This window comes from Bradyrhizobium liaoningense (assembly GCF_018130825.1).
GTDB classification, from domain to species: domain Bacteria; phylum Pseudomonadota; class Alphaproteobacteria; order Rhizobiales; family Xanthobacteraceae; genus Bradyrhizobium; species Bradyrhizobium liaoningense_B.
In genome coordinates this window covers 839,286-855,987 of sequence record NZ_JAFCJS010000003.1, presented here as the reverse complement: position 1 = coordinate 855,987, position 16,702 = coordinate 839,286, and the positions used below count along the sequence as shown (strand labels likewise).

18 protein-coding genes and 1 tRNA gene are annotated in these 16,702 nt (G+C 66.0%); 14 read left to right on the top strand and 5 right to left on the bottom strand.

The window, feature by feature from the left end; translation table 11 throughout:
* The first annotated feature begins 37 nt into the window (after positions 1-37).
* The 11 genes from JQ603_RS17500 (at position 38) to JQ603_RS17450 (ending at position 8,126) form a co-directional block, all read left to right on the top strand.
* Complete coding sequence (locus JQ603_RS17500; protein WP_212341231.1) at positions 38-976, top strand: SDR family oxidoreductase; 939 nt, start codon at positions 38-40, stop codon at positions 974-976.
* A 26-nt stretch (positions 977-1,002) separates the two neighbouring features.
* On the top strand, positions 1,003-1,662 hold the full coding sequence (locus JQ603_RS17495; RefSeq protein WP_212341229.1) for an epimerase: 660 nt from the start codon (positions 1,003-1,005) through the stop codon (positions 1,660-1,662).
* Between the two features lie 81 nt (positions 1,663-1,743).
* Entirely contained in the window at positions 1,744-2,193 is a 450-nt protein-coding gene (locus JQ603_RS17490) for a DUF2948 family protein (RefSeq protein ID WP_212341227.1), read from the top strand.
* A gap of 279 nt (positions 2,194-2,472) precedes the next feature.
* Positions 2,473-3,768: a histidinol dehydrogenase gene (hisD, locus tag JQ603_RS17485; protein ID WP_212341225.1), complete on the top strand. Its 1,296-nt coding sequence runs from the start codon at positions 2,473-2,475 to the stop codon at positions 3,766-3,768.
* The gene (locus JQ603_RS17480; protein ID WP_212341223.1) at positions 3,765-4,262 is read left to right on the top strand and encodes a UPF0262 family protein; all 498 of its coding nucleotides are present in this window, start codon (positions 3,765-3,767) and stop codon (positions 4,260-4,262) included. The genes hisD and JQ603_RS17480 overlap by 4 nt, the downstream gene beginning before the upstream one ends.
* A gap of 72 nt (positions 4,263-4,334) precedes the next feature.
* The gene (locus JQ603_RS17475; protein WP_212341221.1) at positions 4,335-4,802 is read left to right on the top strand and encodes a low molecular weight phosphatase family protein; all 468 of its coding nucleotides are present in this window, start codon (positions 4,335-4,337) and stop codon (positions 4,800-4,802) included.
* Positions 4,803-4,957: 155 nt separating this feature from the next.
* On the top strand, positions 4,958-5,587 hold the full coding sequence (locus JQ603_RS17470) for a Maf-like protein (protein WP_212341219.1): 630 nt from the start codon (positions 4,958-4,960) through the stop codon (positions 5,585-5,587).
* 172 nt (positions 5,588-5,759) lie between these two features.
* On the top strand, positions 5,760-5,942 hold the full coding sequence (gene yacG, locus JQ603_RS17465) for a DNA gyrase inhibitor YacG (protein ID WP_080135149.1): 183 nt from the start codon (positions 5,760-5,762) through the stop codon (positions 5,940-5,942).
* Between the two features lie 185 nt (positions 5,943-6,127).
* Positions 6,128-6,203, top strand: a tRNA-Phe gene (locus JQ603_RS17460).
* Between the two features lie 194 nt (positions 6,204-6,397).
* Positions 6,398-6,646, top strand: a complete 249-nt coding sequence (locus JQ603_RS17455; RefSeq protein WP_212341217.1) for a hypothetical protein — start codon at positions 6,398-6,400, stop codon at positions 6,644-6,646.
* A gap of 160 nt (positions 6,647-6,806) precedes the next feature.
* Entirely contained in the window at positions 6,807-8,126 is a 1,320-nt protein-coding gene (locus JQ603_RS17450) for an aminotransferase class V-fold PLP-dependent enzyme (protein ID WP_212341215.1), read from the top strand.
* 27 nt (positions 8,127-8,153) lie between these two features.
* On the opposite strand, the gene JQ603_RS17445 is transcribed toward JQ603_RS17450, so the two are convergent.
* A complete protein-coding gene (locus JQ603_RS17445) occupies positions 8,154-10,274 on the bottom strand; it encodes a hybrid sensor histidine kinase/response regulator (RefSeq protein WP_212341214.1) in 2,121 nt (706 codons plus the stop codon).
* 137 nt (positions 10,275-10,411) lie between these two features.
* Between JQ603_RS17445 and JQ603_RS17440 the strand changes: the two genes are divergently transcribed.
* Genes JQ603_RS17440 through JQ603_RS17430 form a run of 3 tightly spaced genes read left to right on the top strand, consistent with a single transcriptional unit; the run spans position 10,412 to position 13,106 of the window.
* On the top strand, positions 10,412-11,083 hold the full coding sequence (locus tag JQ603_RS17440; RefSeq protein ID WP_212341213.1) for an FABP family protein: 672 nt from the start codon (positions 10,412-10,414) through the stop codon (positions 11,081-11,083).
* Between the two features lie 19 nt (positions 11,084-11,102).
* Positions 11,103-11,825, top strand: a complete 723-nt coding sequence (locus JQ603_RS17435; RefSeq protein WP_212341212.1) for a RibD family protein — start codon at positions 11,103-11,105, stop codon at positions 11,823-11,825.
* A gap of 9 nt (positions 11,826-11,834) precedes the next feature.
* Entirely contained in the window at positions 11,835-13,106 is a 1,272-nt protein-coding gene (locus JQ603_RS17430; RefSeq protein WP_212341211.1) for a flavin monoamine oxidase family protein, read from the top strand.
* Between the two features lie 48 nt (positions 13,107-13,154).
* Here the strand turns inward: JQ603_RS17430 and JQ603_RS17425 are convergent, their stop codons facing one another.
* The 4 genes from JQ603_RS17425 to JQ603_RS17410 form a co-directional block, all read right to left on the bottom strand.
* The gene (locus JQ603_RS17425) at positions 13,155-13,460 is read right to left on the bottom strand and encodes a hypothetical protein (protein ID WP_212341210.1); all 306 of its coding nucleotides are present in this window, start codon (positions 13,458-13,460) and stop codon (positions 13,155-13,157) included.
* 162 nt (positions 13,461-13,622) lie between these two features.
* Positions 13,623-14,192 carry a cysteine hydrolase family protein gene (locus tag JQ603_RS17420; RefSeq protein ID WP_212341209.1) on the bottom strand — a complete coding sequence of 190 codons (570 nt, stop codon included), beginning with the start codon at positions 14,190-14,192 and terminating at the stop codon, positions 13,623-13,625.
* Between the two features lie 193 nt (positions 14,193-14,385).
* The gene (locus tag JQ603_RS17415) at positions 14,386-14,733 is read right to left on the bottom strand and encodes a DUF3088 domain-containing protein (RefSeq protein ID WP_212341207.1); all 348 of its coding nucleotides are present in this window, start codon (positions 14,731-14,733) and stop codon (positions 14,386-14,388) included.
* A 22-nt stretch (positions 14,734-14,755) separates the two neighbouring features.
* Entirely contained in the window at positions 14,756-16,612 is a 1,857-nt protein-coding gene (locus JQ603_RS17410) for a sensor histidine kinase (protein ID WP_212341205.1), read from the bottom strand.
* Between the last annotated feature and the right edge of the window lie 90 nt (positions 16,613-16,702).

The window sequence follows — 16,702 nt, the reverse complement described above, 5'->3', positions numbered from 1 at the left end:
AGGCCTTTTCCACCCCTGACAGCCCCGGAGTTACGGCATGGCCGACTGGACCACGGCAGACATTCCCTCCCTCAGCGGCAAGACCGCGGTCGTGACCGGTGCCACCGGCGGGCTCGGTTACGAGACGGCGATGGCGCTGGCGGGCGCCGGTGCCATTGTCATACTCACCGGGCGCAACGACGCAAAGGGCCTGCGGGCCATCGAGGGCATTTGCGAGCGGTTTCCCAATGCGTTGATCGCCTATGAGCATCTCGATCTCGCCAGCCTGTCGTCGGTCGCCGATTTCGCCAGGCGCTTTGCCGCCGGCAACGAGCAGCTCGATCTCCTCATCAACAATGCCGGCGTGATGGCGCTGCCGAAGCGGCAGCAGACCGAGGACGGTTTCGAGATGCAGCTCGGCACCAACTATTTCGGCCATTATGCGCTGACGGCGCGCCTGCTGCCGCAGCTTCGCCGTGCCAAGGCACCGCGTGTCGTCAATCTCTCCAGCCTTGCGCACCGCTCCGGCGCGATCAACTTCGACGATCTGCAAGCCAAGCATTCCTATCGTCCCTGGCGCGCCTATTGCCAGTCCAAGCTGGCGATGCTGATGTTTGCGCTGGAGTTGCAGCGCCGCAGCCTCGCCGCAGGCTGGGGTGTGATGAGCCTTGCCGCCCATCCCGGTTACGCGCGGACCGATCTCATTCCGAACGGACCGGGCACCAACAACCTGTCGTGGCAGATCGGCGGCTTGCTGCAGCCCTTCATCAGCCAGTCCGCCGCCGCAGGCGCGTTGCCGACGCTGTTCGCGGCGACATCTCCCTCCGTCGAGCCCGGCGGCTATTACGGCCCGAACGGATTTTACGAGTTGAAGGGAGCGCCGGCGCCTGCGAGGATCCTGAACCAGGCGAAGGATTTTGCTGCGGCGGCCATGCTGTGGGATGCCTCGGCAACGCTGACCGGTGTGTCGTTCGACGATATCGCGGTCGCTGCATGAGCCGCATCGCAATTGGGGGCGCCCCGATGCGAGTGATCATCTTCGGCGCGACCGGCATGGTCGGGCAGGGCGTCTTGCGCGAGTGCCTGATCGACCCCGGCATCGCGCGCGTGCTCGTGGTCGGGCGCAGCCCGACCGGCGTGCACCACGCCAAGCTCGCCGAGATCATCCACGATGATTTCCTGAATTATTCGGCGATCGAAGCCCAGCTCACCGGCTACGAGGCCTGCTTTTTCTGCCTCGGCGTCTCCTCGATCGGCATGAGCGAGGAGCGCTACCGCCATCTCACCTACGACCTCACGCTCGCGGCTGCTACGACGCTGGCGCGGCTCAATCCGCAGATGACTTTCACCTATGTCACCGGCGCCGGCACCGATTCCACCGAGCAGGGCTCGCGGATGTGGGCCCGGGTCAAGGGCAAGACCGAGAACGATCTGCTCAAGCTGCCGTTCAAGGGCGCCTACATGTTCCGGCCCGGCGCAATCCAGCCGCTGCACGGCGCCCGTTCCAAGACCGCCTGGGTGCAGGCCACCTATACCGCAACCTGGCCGCTCTGGTCGGTGCTGCGCCGGATCTCGCCTTCGCTCGTCACCTCGACCGAGCAGATAGGCCGCGCCATGATCCATGTCGCCCGGGAAGGGTATCCGCGGAAGGTGCTGGAAATGGAGGATATCAATAGCCTCTAGCCGGCCAGCCGGTTAGTTGTGAGGAAATTTCGGCGCCTGCGCGCGTTGAGCCCCGTCCGCCCTGAAGGAGAAGCGCCGGCGATGTCTCCCCAGCTCAAGATGATCGCGCTCGATGCCGACGACCTCGCCGTGATCTCGACACATGTCCAGGACGCCCGCGTGCAGGCCTCGGACATCATCTGGCGGCAGAGCGAGAAGCGCCTGGTGGTCGGCATGAGCCGGCTGGACTGGGAGCAGACCCTGGACGGCGCGACCGAGCCGCGCCGGCTGGTCGCCGCGCTCCGCTTCGACCGCGTGCTCGCCTGCAAATCGCGCAATATCGACCTGGGCGCGCTGGACAAGGTGCTGGACCTCGTCGGCATCGAGTTTCACCCCCAGGACGGCCGCGCCGAGGAGCCCGGCGGCAGCGCCCTCCTGCTGTTCGCCCAGGGTGGCGCCATCCGCCTCGACGTCGAATGCCTGGAATGCGAGCTGACGGATCTGGGTACGGACGACCTGGGGACGGGCGTGGAGGTCGAGGGGGAGGGGTGAGGGATGGAATGTCGTACCCCACCCCGGCCGTCGTCCTGGCGAAAGCCAGGACCCATTACCCCAACTTGTTGTAATTGAAGCAGGATGTGGCCCCAACCCACTCTCTCACGACCACCGGTGGTAATGGGTCCTGGCTTTCGCCAGGACGACATCGAAGCGGGATGACGACCGATGACGACGACACCTTCCAAGGGTTGACGGCGGGGGGCCGCCGCGCCATTGAGCAGGGGCCCGGGTGAGCCAATCCGCCCCAAAGACCAGCCGGAAGCCAAGCCAAAAATGCCCGTTCGTCTCGACCGCAGCAGCGCCGATTTTGACCAGCGATTCGCGGCCTTCCTCGCCGCCAAGCGCGAGGTCTCGGCCGACGTCGAGGCCGCCGCGCGCGCCATCGTCGACGACGTGGCAAGGCGGGGCGATGCGGCCCTGCTCGAGGCCACCGCAAAATTCGATCGGTTGAAGCTGGATGCATCCGGCCTGCGCGTCACTGCTGCCGAGATCGAGACGGCCGTGAAGGCCTGCGATGCAGCGACACTGGATGCGCTCAAGCTCGCGCGCGACCGCATCGAGACCTACCACAGCCGCCAGCTGCCGAAGGATGAGCGCTTCACCGATCCACTCGGCGTCGAGCTTGGCTGGCGCTACACCGCAATCGAATCCGCCGGCCTCTATGTCCCAGGCGGCACTGCGGCCTATCCGTCCTCGGTGCTGATGAACGCTGTACCCGCAAAGGTCGCCGGCGTGTCCCGCCTCGTGATGGTGGTGCCCTCGCCCGACGGGAGGCTCAATCCGCTGGTGCTGGCAGCCGCGCATCTTGGCGGCGTCACCGAGATCTACCGCGTCGGCGGCGCGCAGGCCGTGGCCGCGCTCGCGCACGGAACGGCGACCATCGCGCCGGTCGCAAAGATCGTTGGCCCCGGAAACGCCTATGTCGCCGCCGCCAAGCGGCTGGTGTTCGGCAAGGTCGGCATCGACATGATCGCCGGTCCTTCCGAGGTGCTTGTCATTGCCGACGACACCGGCAATGCCGACTGGATCGCCGCCGACCTCCTGGCGCAGGCCGAGCACGATGCCAGCGCGCAGTCGATCCTGATCACCGATTCCGCGCGGCTTGCTGCCGATGTCGAGAAGGCCGTCGAAGCGCAACTGAAGACGCTGCCACGCACTGCGATCGCCAGCGCCTCCTGGGCCGATTTCGGCGCCATCATCATGGTGAAGAACCTCAACGATGCCATTCCGCTTGCGGACGCGATCGCAGCCGAGCATCTCGAGATCATGACCACCGATCCCGACGGGCTCGCCGCCAAGATCCGCAACGCCGGCGCGGTGTTCCTTGGGGCCCATACGCCGGAGGCGATCGGCGACTATGTCGGCGGCTCCAACCACGTGCTGCCGACGGCGCGCTCGGCGCGATTCTCCTCGGGCCTGTCGGTGCACGATTTCATGAAGCGCACCTCGATCCTGAAATGCGGCCCGGATCAGCTCCGCGCGCTGGGACCTGCCGCGATGACGCTCGGCAAGGCGGAGGGGCTGGACGCTCATTCGCGCTCGATTGGATTGCGCCTCAATCTGTCATGACAAAGCCGCCCGAACAGGACGACTCCAACAATCGCATCGTCGCGGTCACCCTCGACGAGGACTCGATCGGCCGCTCCGGGCCGGACATCGAGCACGAGCGCGCGATCGCGATCTACGATCTGATCGAGCAGAACCTGTTCGCGCCCGACGGCGCCGACGGGCAGGGCCCGTTCACGCTGCATATCGGCATCACCGGCAACCGCCTGATGTTCGACATCCGCCGCGGGGACGGATCGCCCGTGGTCGCGCATCTGCTGTCGCTGACGCCGTTCCGGCGGATCGTGAAGGACTATTTCATGATCTGCGACAGCTACTACCAGGCGATCCGCACCGCGACGCCGGACAAGATCGAGGCCATCGACATGGGCCGCCGCGGCATCCATGACGAGGGATCGCGCACGCTGCAGGAGCGGCTGAAGGGCAAGGTGCGGGTCGATTTCGAGACCTCGCGCCGGTTGTTCACGCTCATTACCGTCCTGCATTGGAAGGGCTAGGGCATGGCCCGGAAAAGTGTGCAGCGGTTTTCCGACAAGGCCATGCCCTCTATCAAAAGAGGCTAAACGCGGATGGCTGCGCCCCCACGCGCACGCGATCCGCAATCGGTGCTGTTCGCCTGCGCGATGAACAGCGTGCGCTCGCCGATGGCCGAGAGCCTGCTGCAGCACATGTTTCCGCAAGGCCTCTACGTGAAGTCGGCCGGCGCCAGGAAGGGCGAGCTCGATCCGTTCGCGATCGCCGTGATGGCCGAGCTCGGCCAGGATATCTCCACCCACAAGCCGCAGACCTTCGAGGAGCTCGAGGATTGGGAGGGGCTGAATTTCGACCTCATCATCACGCTCTCGCCGGAAGCGCACCACAAGGCGCTGGAGCTGACCCGCACGCTCGCCGCCGATGTCGAATACTGGCCGACCCAGGATCCCACCACCATCGAGGGCAGCCGCGATCAGAAGCTCGCCGCCTATCGCGAGGTCTGCGACCAGCTCCTGCTGCGCATCCGCCGGCGGTTCGCCAAGGTCGGCGCCGCGAGCGGGTAGCATTGGGCGGGCGTAACACCTGCGTCACAGACTGAGGGCACAGCGATGTCGGACACCTCGAATCAGCAAAGTCCGGGTTCCCGGGTTGTGAAATCAGCCCCCTTCCGATAGGTTCCGCGCGCAATTCACCCCTGCCTCATCCCCCAAATCACCTGATGCTCGGCCGCCCCAAATTCGTACTTGCCTCCGGTTCGCCGCGACGCCTGTCGCTGCTCAACCAGGCCGGCATCGAGCCGGATGCGCTCCGGCCGGCCGACGTCGACGAGACGCCGAAGCGGGGCGAGCTGCCGCGCGCCTGCGCCAATCGGCTCGCGCGCGCCAAGGCTGATGCGGCACTCAAATCGGTGCAGCTCGACGACGAGCTGCGCGGCTCCTTCATCCTCTCCGCCGACACCGTGGTGGCGGTCGGCCGCCGCATCCTGCCCAAGGCCAACCTCGTCGACGAGGCCGCGCAATGCCTGCGGCTGCTGTCGGGCCGCAACCATCGCGTCTACACCGCGATCTGCCTGGTGACCCCGCGCGAGGCCTTCCGCCAGCGCCTGGTCGAGACCCGCGTCCGCTTCAAGCGCCTCTCGGAGGACGACATCCAGGCCTATATCGGCTCCGGCGAATGGCGCGGCAAAGCCGGCGGCTACGCCGTGCAGGGCATCGCCGGCTCGTTCGTGGTGAAGATGGTGGGGTCCTACAGCAACGTCGTCGGCCTGCCGCTCTACGAGACCACGACGCTGCTCGGCGGCGAGGGCTTTCCGATCCGCTTCGGCTGGCTCAACTCCACCGCGGTGTGAGCGCCAAGGCCACGCTGACAAAAAGGCCGCGCCGACAAAAACCTCGAAAACAACCCCATGCACAGTAGAATGGCTCGGCCGGATCCGGGCTGCGGTGCATGTGCCGCCGCGCCAGGAACCCCTTCGCCGACAGGCGCTTGAACTCCCTCACCCCAGTTAAGCTGCGCACCTCATGGACGACCAGGTCAAAAAGCCCGCCGGGCCGCTCAAAACCTGCCCGATCTGCGGCAAGCCGCAGGCGCAGGCCACCCGCCCGTTCTGCTCCTCGCGCTGCCGCGACGTCGACCTGAACCGCTGGCTGAAGGGTTCCTACGTCATCCCCGGCCGCGACGATGAAGTGGATGATGTCGAATAGTAAGTTATATCAATAGCTTAGATGCTTCATCGACGCGCCGCGCGCCAGCCGCGGCAAGCCCGCCCCACCTTGTGCACAGCCGGGCCGTGCCCGGCGAAGCCACTTGGCAAAGCCGGGTGGACAGGCAGCTCTCGGCCCACTATAAACCGCCCGCTCGATGGGCTTTGGCCCCTCTCTAGGAGCACGCCCAGGTAGCTCAGTTGGTAGAGCATGCGACTGAAAATCGCAGTGTCGGTGGTTCGATTCCGCCCCTGGGCACCATCCAGCTTATTCGCTGAACTTCTCCGATCCTCATAGAAGCTGAACGACGGCCGCGAGCTCCGCTGTGTTCAACCGAAGCGCCGCGCTGCTCGCTCCTGAACCCCATCCCGCTTGCCCATTCCTGGCACCCTGCTTGCTCAGTCAGGACCAATCCAGGCCCCAGCAGAGGTGGCCGTTTCAGGTTGAGGCAAGTCATGCAGGAAGTGTCCCGTTCTGGTGCGACTGGTGAACTCCAGCTCGATGCGTTGATCGCCGATTTGTGGTGGCGTGTTCGGCTGCTGAACACCGACATTATCGAGGAAGAAGCGAAAACCGGGGTGTTCGACGTGAATCAGCCGACCTATCCGCTGCTCGCGGCCAATCTTCGCGCGCGACGCGACAATCTGGTGTCGACGATCGGCGTGCTCGAGCAGCGTGCGAAATCGATGTCGGAAGCGGCTTGAGAGCGGTCTTCGGTTGAGGGCGGCGATCAGCGGCCCTCATTCCCGCGACCGCCCGCGCGATGCACGCACATTCCCTGCGGCCGGGTCGCCGGCATCATCGGATTGTCATCGCCCGGTCAATGAATGCTGCTCCTTTCGCCGCGCTTCGCGGAGAGTGGACATGCATCTGATCAAGACAATTTCTTCCGACCGTCGGTCGATCCTGAAGGGCCTCGCGGCCGCAGCCGTCGCGCCGCTTTCGGCGCCGGCGCTTGCCGCCGAGGGACTGCCGGCGCAGCCGACCGGATCTGCGGCCGCAATCGCCACCGACAAGGCCTATTGGACGGCCGTGAAGCGGCTCTATGCCGTGACGCCTGACGTCGTCAATCTGGAAAACGGCTTCTGGGGCATCATGGCCGAGCCGGTGCGGCGCGAGTTCATCCGCCTGTCCGACATGGTCAACTATCAGAACACCTATTACGCGCGGCAGCGCGCGGGCGCGGATTTCGAGGCCGTGCGGGCCAAGGTGGCGGCGGCGGTTGGAGCTGCGCCCGAGGAGATCGCGCTCACCCGCGGCGCGACCGAAGCGCTGCAGCTGCTCATCAGCGGCTACAACAGGCTGAAGCCCGGCGACAGCGTGCTCTACGCCGACCTCGACTATGATTCGATGCAGTATGCGATGAACGCGCTGAAGGCGCGCCGCGGTGTCGACGTGGTCAAGTTCGATGTGCCGGAGCCGGCCACGCGTCAGGGCGTGCTCGACGCCTATGCCCGTGCGCTCGAAGCGAATCCGAAGACCAGGCTTCTGCTCCTCACCCATGTCAGCCATCGCACCGGCCTCGTCATGCCGGTCGCCGAGATCGCGCGCATGGCCAGGGCGAAGGGCGTCGACGTCATCCTCGACGCCGCTCATTCCTGGGGACAGATGGACTTCAGGGTGGGCGAGCTCGAGGTCGATTTCGTCGGCTTCAACCTGCACAAATGGATCGGCGCGCCGGTCGGCGTGGGCTTCCTCTACATCAAGAAGGACCGCCTCGCCGCCATCGATCGCGACCTCGGTGACGAGGACTTTCCGGAAACCGACATCCGCTCGCGCGTGCACACCGGCACGGTCAACTTCGCGACGGTGCTGACGGTGCCCACGGCCGTCGAGCTCCATCAGCAGATCGGTGCTGCGGCGAAACAGGCGCGCCTGCGTTACTTGCGCGACTACTGGGTCAGTCGTAGCCGGGGCTTCAGGGACATCGAGATCCTGACGCCGGATGAGGCGGGCCTCTATGGTGCGATCACGTCGTTCCGCCTCGCCGGCAAGACGAGCAAGGCCGACAACGACGCCATCGTGGCGAAGCTCAGGGACACGCATAAGGTCCTGACGGTTCGCCGGGCGGGCGTCGCCAAGGGCCAGTGCATCCGCGTGACGCCGGCGCTCTACACCGATGAGGCCGATCTCGACCGCCTCGTCGACGCGCTTGCGGCCATCACGGGGACGAAGGCTGGCTGAAGCGGCGCGTGAATGGTGCTTGGCGGCCTAATGCGTCACCTTGGTGAGGTTCGCCAAGCTCGCCGCCAGCTCATCGCTCCGGAATGGCTTTGTCAGCCGCGACAAATCCGGCGTGATGCCTTCGCTGTTGGCGTAGCCTGAGACCACGAGGATCTGGAGTTCGGGATATTGATTGCGCAGGATGCGGCCGAGGTCCGTGCCGCTCATGCCCGGCATGAGATGGTCGGTGATGAGCAGGTTCGGCCGAAGGCCTTCCCTGACGCGCTGAAGGGCGTCTTCCGCCGACGCCGCCTCGACGACCCTGTAGCCGAGCTCGCTCAGCATTTCGGCGGTGCTCATGCGCACCAGCGGTTCGTCGTCCACCAGCAGCGCCGTGCCGGCGGGAAGCGGCTGCAGTTTCGGCTGAGAGACGGTGGCGATCGCGCCCGCGGTCACCTGGCTCACCGGCAGCCATAGCTCCACCGTCGTCCCGGCCCCCACGGCACTCCTGATCGTGAGTGCGCCGCCGAGTTGGGACGCCAGGCCGTGGACCATCGAAAGGCCGAGACCGGTGCCTTGTCCGACACCCTTGGTCGAGAAGAACGGCTCGACGGCGTGAGCCAGCGTGTCCTCGTCCATGCCGATGCCGGTATCGGCGACCGAGATGCAGACATAGGTGCCCGGCATCAGTCCCGATTCGTGTGCGCGCTCAACCCTGCGGGCCTTGGCCGAGATGCACAACTTGCCGCCGTCGGGCATGGCATCCCTTGCATTCACGCTGAGGTTCAGGATCGCCATCTCGACCTGGTTGGGATCGGCCATCGCCTCGGGAAGCCCTTCCGGCGTGTCCACCGTCACCTGGATCTGCGGTCCGGTCGTGCTCGAGATCAGGTCGCCCATCTCGGCGACGAGCCGGCTGATATTGACCGGAACGGCCTGAAGCGGTTGCCGGCGCGCAAAGGCGAGAAGACGCTGCACCAGCGTCTTGGCCCGCTCGGCCGCCTGCGCTGCGCCGGCGATCAGGCGGTGCTCGCGCTCGCCGCCGATGCCCTTGCGCTGGAACATGTCGAGCAGGCCGACGATCGGCGTGAGAAGATTGTTGAAGTCGTGCGCGACGCCGCCGGTGAGCTGGCCCATGGCCTCCATCTTCTGGGCGTGACGCAGCGCCTCCTCCGCCTGTGCGAGACGCGCCTGCTCCTCCAGGCGATCGGTCACGTCCGTCCCGGTCAGGAACGCACCGATCCGCGTGCCATCCGGCGCGCGCAGCGCCTCGAACCTCATCTCGTAGACGCGGCGGTCGAAGCGGGGATCGCCGAATTCCTCGATCGTGGTGAAGGCTTCGCCGCCCAGCGCGCGGCTCCAGATCGCCGTGGCCGCAGCGAGATGCTCCGGCCGGTCGGCCAGGAATTCGTGCAGGGAATCGCCGACCTTCGGCCACTTGCCGAAGATGCGCCCATAGGCATCGGCGCAGGACGCGTTGATGGCGAGCCAGCGATAGTCGAGATCGAGGGCCTGAATCTGCCCGTCGGTGGTCTCCACGATCGTGGCAAGCAGGTGTCGCTCGGCGGTGCGTTCGGCCACGCGCTGTTCGAGCGTGGCATTCAGCTCCCTGTAGCGCGCTTCGCTGGCCCGCAGCTGGGTCTCGCCGCGAACACGCTCGGACGTCTCGGAGACGATGCAGAGGACGCCGCCGACCGAGCCGTCGTCATCGGGTATGGCCGAATAGGAGACGTCCCAGTAACTCGTCTCGCCGTAGCCGTGACGCTCGACGTAGAAGGGCCGGTCCTTTGCGGCGAATGTTGTCCTCGTGCGGCGAACGCCGGCCAGCAACGGTTCGAGATCGTCCCACAGCTCGCCCCAATTCTCGATCGCCGGGCGACCGAGGGCGCGGGGATGATTGGCGCCGATGCCCGGCGCATAGGCGTCATTGTAGAGCGCGACAAAATCGGGGCCCCAGAACAGAACGATCTGGGCCTGCGCCGCCAGCAGCATGCCGACTGTCGTCTTGAGGGCCTGGGACCAATGATAGGGAGGGCCGAGCGGCGAGTCCGACCAGTCGAAGGCGCGCATCATCGCGCCCAGCTCGCCGCCATCGGCGAGGAAGGATACATCAGTCGACTGCCGAGCGGCTTTCTCAGACAGCACCGGACTCCCCGCGACGCGTGACATGGGCGTCCTTGCCCAACCGAGGCCCGGATTTCAAGGACTCGACGGCCGACAACGTCCGGCACGGCTTCTGGTTCCGTCGCAGTAGTTTTGCGCCGGCCTTGTGCTATTGCTGCCTCCCGCAACGACGCGAGGTTCCCATGCTGCCCATTCCCGCCGACATCTTCACCGAGCCTGAGGACGTCTCGCCCGACGCCCTCGCCAATCTCGGCCCGCTTCGCCGACTTGCCGGCACGTGGCAGGCGGACAAGGGCATCGACATCAATCCGAAGGCGGATGGTCCGGAGCGGCGCACCTTCATCGAGCGTATCAGGATGGACCCGATCGATCCGCAGGCCAACGGCCCGCAGCTGTTCTATGGCTTGCGCTATCACATCCACATCAACACGCCGGAAGAAGACATCACCTTCCATGACCAGGTCGGCTACTGGCTGTGGGAGCCCGCGACCGGGCTGATCATGCAGACGCTGGCGATCCCGCGCGGGCAGGTGCTGCTGGCCTCGGGCAAGGCCGGGCCGGATGACCGGAATATCTCGGTCACCGCGAAGCGTGGCGACACCGCTTACGGGATCTGCTCGACCGATTTCCTGGAACAGGCCTTCCGCACTGATTCCTACCGCTGCGACATCACCTTCAACGACGACGGCAGCTGGACCTATCTGATCCAGACCGAGTTGTTCGTCCGCGGCGCGCCGTTCAATCATCACGACACCAACACGCTCCAGCTCGTCGCACCGCCAAAGCTCAATCCGCTCGCGGTGATCGTCAACGATCGCGCCAAAGCCGACGGCGGCAGCGGAACGCCGGCTTGAGCGTCATCCGGAGATTTGCATGAAGCCCTATGTCATCTGTCTGATGCATTCGAGCCTGGACGGCCGGACGCATCCCAGCCGCTGGCGTCCGAAGGGTGCGGGCACGGACTGGTTCGAGAAGATCCACGAGGAGCTCGGCGGTGATGCCTGGGTGATAGGCCGGGTCACCGGCTCGGAGTTCGCCAAGGGCAAGCCCTATCCCGCACGGCCGGGCGAAAAGCTTCCGCGCGAAAATTGGTTCGCGCGGCGCGATGCAAAGACCTACGGCGTCGTGCTCGACGCGCAGGGCAAGATCGGCTGGGGCCGTTCCGACATCGGCGGTGATCCGATCGTGGTGGTGCTTACCGAGAGCGTGCCGGATTCGCATCTGGCGGGGCTGCGCGGCGAAGGCGTGTCCTACATCTTCGCCGGCAAGTCCGAGATCGACTCCGAGATCGACCTGGCGCTGGCGCTCGACATCCTCAATCATGAGTTGGGGGTGAAGCGGCTGCTGGTGGAGGGCGGCGGCGTCGCCAATGGCGCCTTCTTGCGCGCCGGTCTGATCGACGAATTCAATTTGATCCTCAGTCCGGCGATCGATGGGGCCAGCGGCGCGCCCTTCGTGTTCGATTCCATCGCAGCGGACAGCAACAAGCGCGCGCCCCTCACCGCGATGACGCTGGAGAGCGTGCGGGAGCTTGGCGGCGGTGTGCTGCTGCTGCGCTATCTGATCAAGAACGATCCGCAAGGCGTGGCCGGGTAAAGCGCCGCCATGCCTGATATGCCAGAGCACATTGTCATCGTCGGCGCGGGGGCGGCCGGCCTGATGGCGGCGCGTGCGCTCGCGCGCGGCGGCAAGAGGGTGACCATTCTCGAAGCACGCGAGCGCTGCGGCGGCCGCATCCATCCGCTGCCGGCATCGGAGTTCGGCTATCCCGCCGATGGCGGCGCCGAATTCATCCATGGCGAGGCGCCGGTCACGCGCGCTTTGCTGCGCGAGGCGGGGTTGTCGCTTCAGGAGATCGAGGGCACGCAATGGAGCTTTGACGGCACAGGGCTCTCGCGCGAAGAGCGCCACGATCCGCATGAGGCGGAGCTGCAAGCCGTGCTCGCGGAGTTGAAGGATGATCTCACCGTCACCGATTTCCTGCACCGCCATTTTTCCGGACCAAAATACGAGCGGCTGCGCTATTCCATCGAGCGCATGGTCGAGGGCTACGACGCGGCCGATCCGGCGCGCGCCTCGATCCTGGCGCTGCGCGAGGAATGGATGGACGGCGGGCACCACGCTCAGGCGCGCATCGTCGGCGGCTATGGCGCGCTGATCGAATTCCTGGCGGCCGAGTGTCGCGGGCATGGCGCCGCGATCCGCTTCGGCTGCGTGGTATCGGCCATCGAAGAGGCGGGCGGCGCGCTCGTCGTCCGTTGCGCCAATGGCGACGTGCACGGCTGCGATCGCGTGATCGTCACCGTTCCGCTGCCGTTATTGCCAGACATCGCTCTGCCCGTGGCTGCGCGGACGAAGGCTGCTGCCGCCGACGATATCGGCTTCGGCAGCGTGATCAAAATCCTGCTGCACTTTACGCGGCCATGGTGGCGCGAGCACAAGCCTGACCTTGCCGACATGACCTTCCTGCTGTCGGACCAGGCCATTCCGGTGTGGTGGACGCGCTATCCGGACGAGCGTCCGGTGCTGACCGGCTGGTTCGGCGGCCCGCGGACGGCGGAGCTGTCGCATCTCGATTCGCAAGGACTGGTCGACACCGGACTGGACTCGCTCGCCACGATCTTCGGCTTGCCCCGCGAGGCTGTCGCGCGTGAGCTCGTCGCGGCCGCGGCGACCAATTGGACGCATGACCCGTTCGCCCGCGGCGCCTATTCCTGGGCGACGCCGCGCACACGCGATGCGCAGGCGGTCCTCGCGCGCGCCGACGGTGCCGTGCTGTTCTCCGGCGAAGCGCTCTACCGGGGGCGCGACATGGGCACGGTCGAGGCCGCGCTGTCGAGCGGGCTGGCGACGGCGGAGACGATGTTGCGGGGATGAAAAAGGCCCGCGCATGCGCGGGCCTTTCGTTCGTCCGTGCCGGCCAGTTTACCAGCGGCTGCCGCCAAAGCCGAAGCTTACGCTGGGGCCGCCGCCGTAATAACCGTACGGTCCGCCGCCATAATAGCCGTGGTGCCGCGGGTAGTAGCCGTAGTTCCGGTAGTGCGGACGATAATAGCCGTGGTTGTGATGGCGCCAGTGATGATGGCGATGGCCGTGATAATGGTGCCGGTGCTGCGCGCTGATGTCGGTCGGCGCGTTCTGCTTCGCGCTCGTGGTGTTGGCCGCGTTCGCCGCCGATCCGCCGGCAAGCGCCGCGGCACCGATGGCCATCACGGCAATGAGATACTTCATGTCGTCACTCCAGTTGAATGTCGTGTGACAACACATGGGTGCTCGCTGCGTTCCGGCCAGTGCGGGCGTCGAAACGACGCAGCGCGCGATGTTCGAGGTCAGCGAATCATCGCATGTCGTGGGATTTATTGTCGCATCACCACGCGTGCCGCATCGGTGCCATCACTTCGCCGCGAATGACGCGACCACGTCGCTCGCCGTGACGATGCGTGCGAATTCGCCGTTGAGATTCGACAACGTCATCGCGTGGATGTCCTCGGCCGAATGCGCATCGCCGTCGGGGCCGACCCGGTCGAACGTCCAGGTCGCATCGCGCACCAGGCGCGCATCGAAGCCGAGATTGCCGGCCATCCGCGTCGTCGTTTCGACGCAGTGATTGGTGGTGGCGCCGCAGATGACGAGTGTGGTGATACCGGCTTCGCGCAGGCGCGTCTCGAGGTCCGTACCGATGAAGGCGCTGTTGACGCGCTTGACGATCACGGGCTCGCCGTCCTGCTCGCGCGCCTCGTCCTTGACCGCATAGCCCGAGCGCGACGGCAGAAACGACGAGTTCGGCCTCGTGCCCTCGTGGCGGATGTGGAAGATCGATGCGCGATTGGTCCGGAACACCGCGAGCAGGTCGGCGATGCGCGCCACGGCCTCGGGATTGTTGCGCCGCTTGCCCGCCGCCTCCCATTCGTCGAAGGCGCGCTGGACGTCGACGACGATGAGGGCGGGGAGGGGAGTGGGCATGGCGGGGCGGGCTCGGCTGGTTTGTTGCGCCGACTATGCGCAGCGATCGGGAGGGTGCAATGCCAATCTTCCCTCGTTTCGCGACGGACAGTCTCGTAGGGTGGGTTAGTCGAAGGCGTAACCCACCACTGCTATCTCTGCGGCGACCCAAAGAGGTGGGTTACGCTGCGCTAACCCACCCTACGCACGGTCCTCACGGATGCGGATCGGGAAAGCCGTGCCGCTCTGACAGCGCGGCGAGGATGGCGTCCTTGTCGGCGATGAAGGCGCGGCCCTGATGGCTGCCGGTCTGGTGCCGCGACGTCGCGCCATCCGCCAGCACGAGCAGCGGCAGCGACTGATTCTGTTCGCCGACCAGCGCGATCACGGATTGCCGCGGCCGCGGCCAGGCGATGCGCTCGACGTCGAGCTTTGCGGCCAATGCTGGAAACGAGGCGAGCACGCCCTCCATCAGCGCGCAATGCCAGCAGTAGAAGCGTTGGCCCGGATAGGCGGGGTCCTCGAAACCGGGGCGCAGCAGGAACAGGCGGTCGCGCGTCATGGGTCGCTCCGGAGATTGGTCGCTACCGTGGCGCGGCCAGCGGCAGGCTGACGTGAAAGACGGCGCCGCCTGACGGGGCGTTTTCGGCCCAGATGCGGCCGCCATGCGCCTCGACGATGGTGTACGCGATCGAGAGGCCTATGCCCATGCCTTGCGTCTTGGTCGTGAAGAACGGCTTGAAGATCTCGGTCACTTTCTCCGCGAGGATGCCGTGACCTGCGTCGGCGATGGAGACAAGGGCGAGGTTGCCCTCAGCGAGACTGGTTCGTCCGACGACGCGGCGCCGCTCGTTCGGAAGATGGGCCACGGCCTCCATGCCGTTCACGACGATGTTCAGGATGGCCTGCTGCAGCTGCACCTTGTCGCCTTTCACGCGGATGTCCGCGGGGGACGGCTGAGTCACGAGCTCGACATCGTGGGTCAGGGCCTGCACGGAGAGGAATCGAAACACCTCGCCGACCGTGGCATTGAGGTCGAGCTCGCGCCGTTCGGTCGGGTCTCGCCTCAGAAACGAGCGCAGCCGGCCGATGACTTCGGCCGCCCGCTGATCGTCGCGCCGGATGTGGTCCAGTATGTCCCTGACTTCGCCGAGGTCGGGCGCCGGATTCCGCAAAATCTGCTGGGCGGTCTCGGCATTGATCAGAATGGCGGCGAGCGGCTGGTTCAGCTCGTGTGCGAGCGAGACGGACATCTCTCCGGCGGTCGCGCGGCGGTTCATGTGGGCGAGCTCCGACATGCGCTGGCGCGCCTCGACCTCGGCCACGAAGCGCAGCCGGCGCTCGCGCAGCAGAATGGTGATCATCAGCGCCTGCACCAGCACCACGCCCGCGATCATGATGGAGTGCCAGTAATACTGCTCCCAGAAGCTCGGTTGGCGGAAACGCACCTCGCTGCCGGGGGGCAGATTGGCTTCGTCCACATTCCAGCGTTTCAGCTGCCGCCAGTCGAAGATCGGCTTCACGTTGTTCCCGCTGACGGGTGCGATGCTCGACGGCGCTTCGCCGTCGAGGATGCGCATCGCGACCTCGCCGGCTTCCCGGCCGATGATCTCGGGCAGCAGCAGGAAGCCGCCCACGCCCGACCGTCCGAGGAACGTATCCGACGTGATGATGATCGGGCGGTTCGCATTCTCGGCGACGCGTGCGAGCGCCGCGGCGGGGGAATAATAGGTGCCTTCGCCGTCGGAATACATCGCCGAGGTCAGGATCGCAGAGCGGGCGGGCAGGGAGGCGACGTGACTGCGCACCTCACGCAGCACGGTGCTGGACAGATCGGTGACTTCGAGATCGGGCATGGCGGCCGCGAAGTCCTGCTTCCAGTGTCCGTATGTCAGTGGATTCTTCCAGGCTTCGCCCACGAGGACGACATGGGTCAGGTCGGGGACGACGGCGCGCGCCGCGATCAGCAGCTGCGCCGGTCTGACCCTTGCGAAGACGGCCGTCGTGTTGGGCAGGAACAGCGCGCGCGTCTCGGGCATGTCCGGCACGAAGCCGTACACGACGGGCGCGGCGGGCCAGATGTCCTGCTTGCGCGCCTGAAGGAATTTCGCCGATGTCACGCCGATCGAGACGATGACGTCGATCGGCCGATGCGCATATTTGGTCTTGAGATGACCGACCAGACTCTCTTCGTAGTCCGGTCCCGGGAAGCGGGCGAGATCGAGGCTCTCGCCGAAGATCACTGTGTGTCCCTTGCCGTTCTGCTTTGCGGCGGCGCGGATGCCGGCAAAGATCTCGGAATAGAAGGGCGAGCGAAAATCGGCTTCTTCCAGCACGAGGATCGAACGCTGCCGTGGGCCGTCGGCTGCGATGCATTCACGCGACAGGCTGGCGAGCAGGCAGACGATCAGGATGCGCACGAGCCCGGTGATCACAAGCATTGCTGGACTCTCGGCCCCCCGGCTCCAGTTGCAATCGGACCTCCTCGATGAGGACGCGCGCGCGAGCATACCCGCCTGACCGGGAGTTTC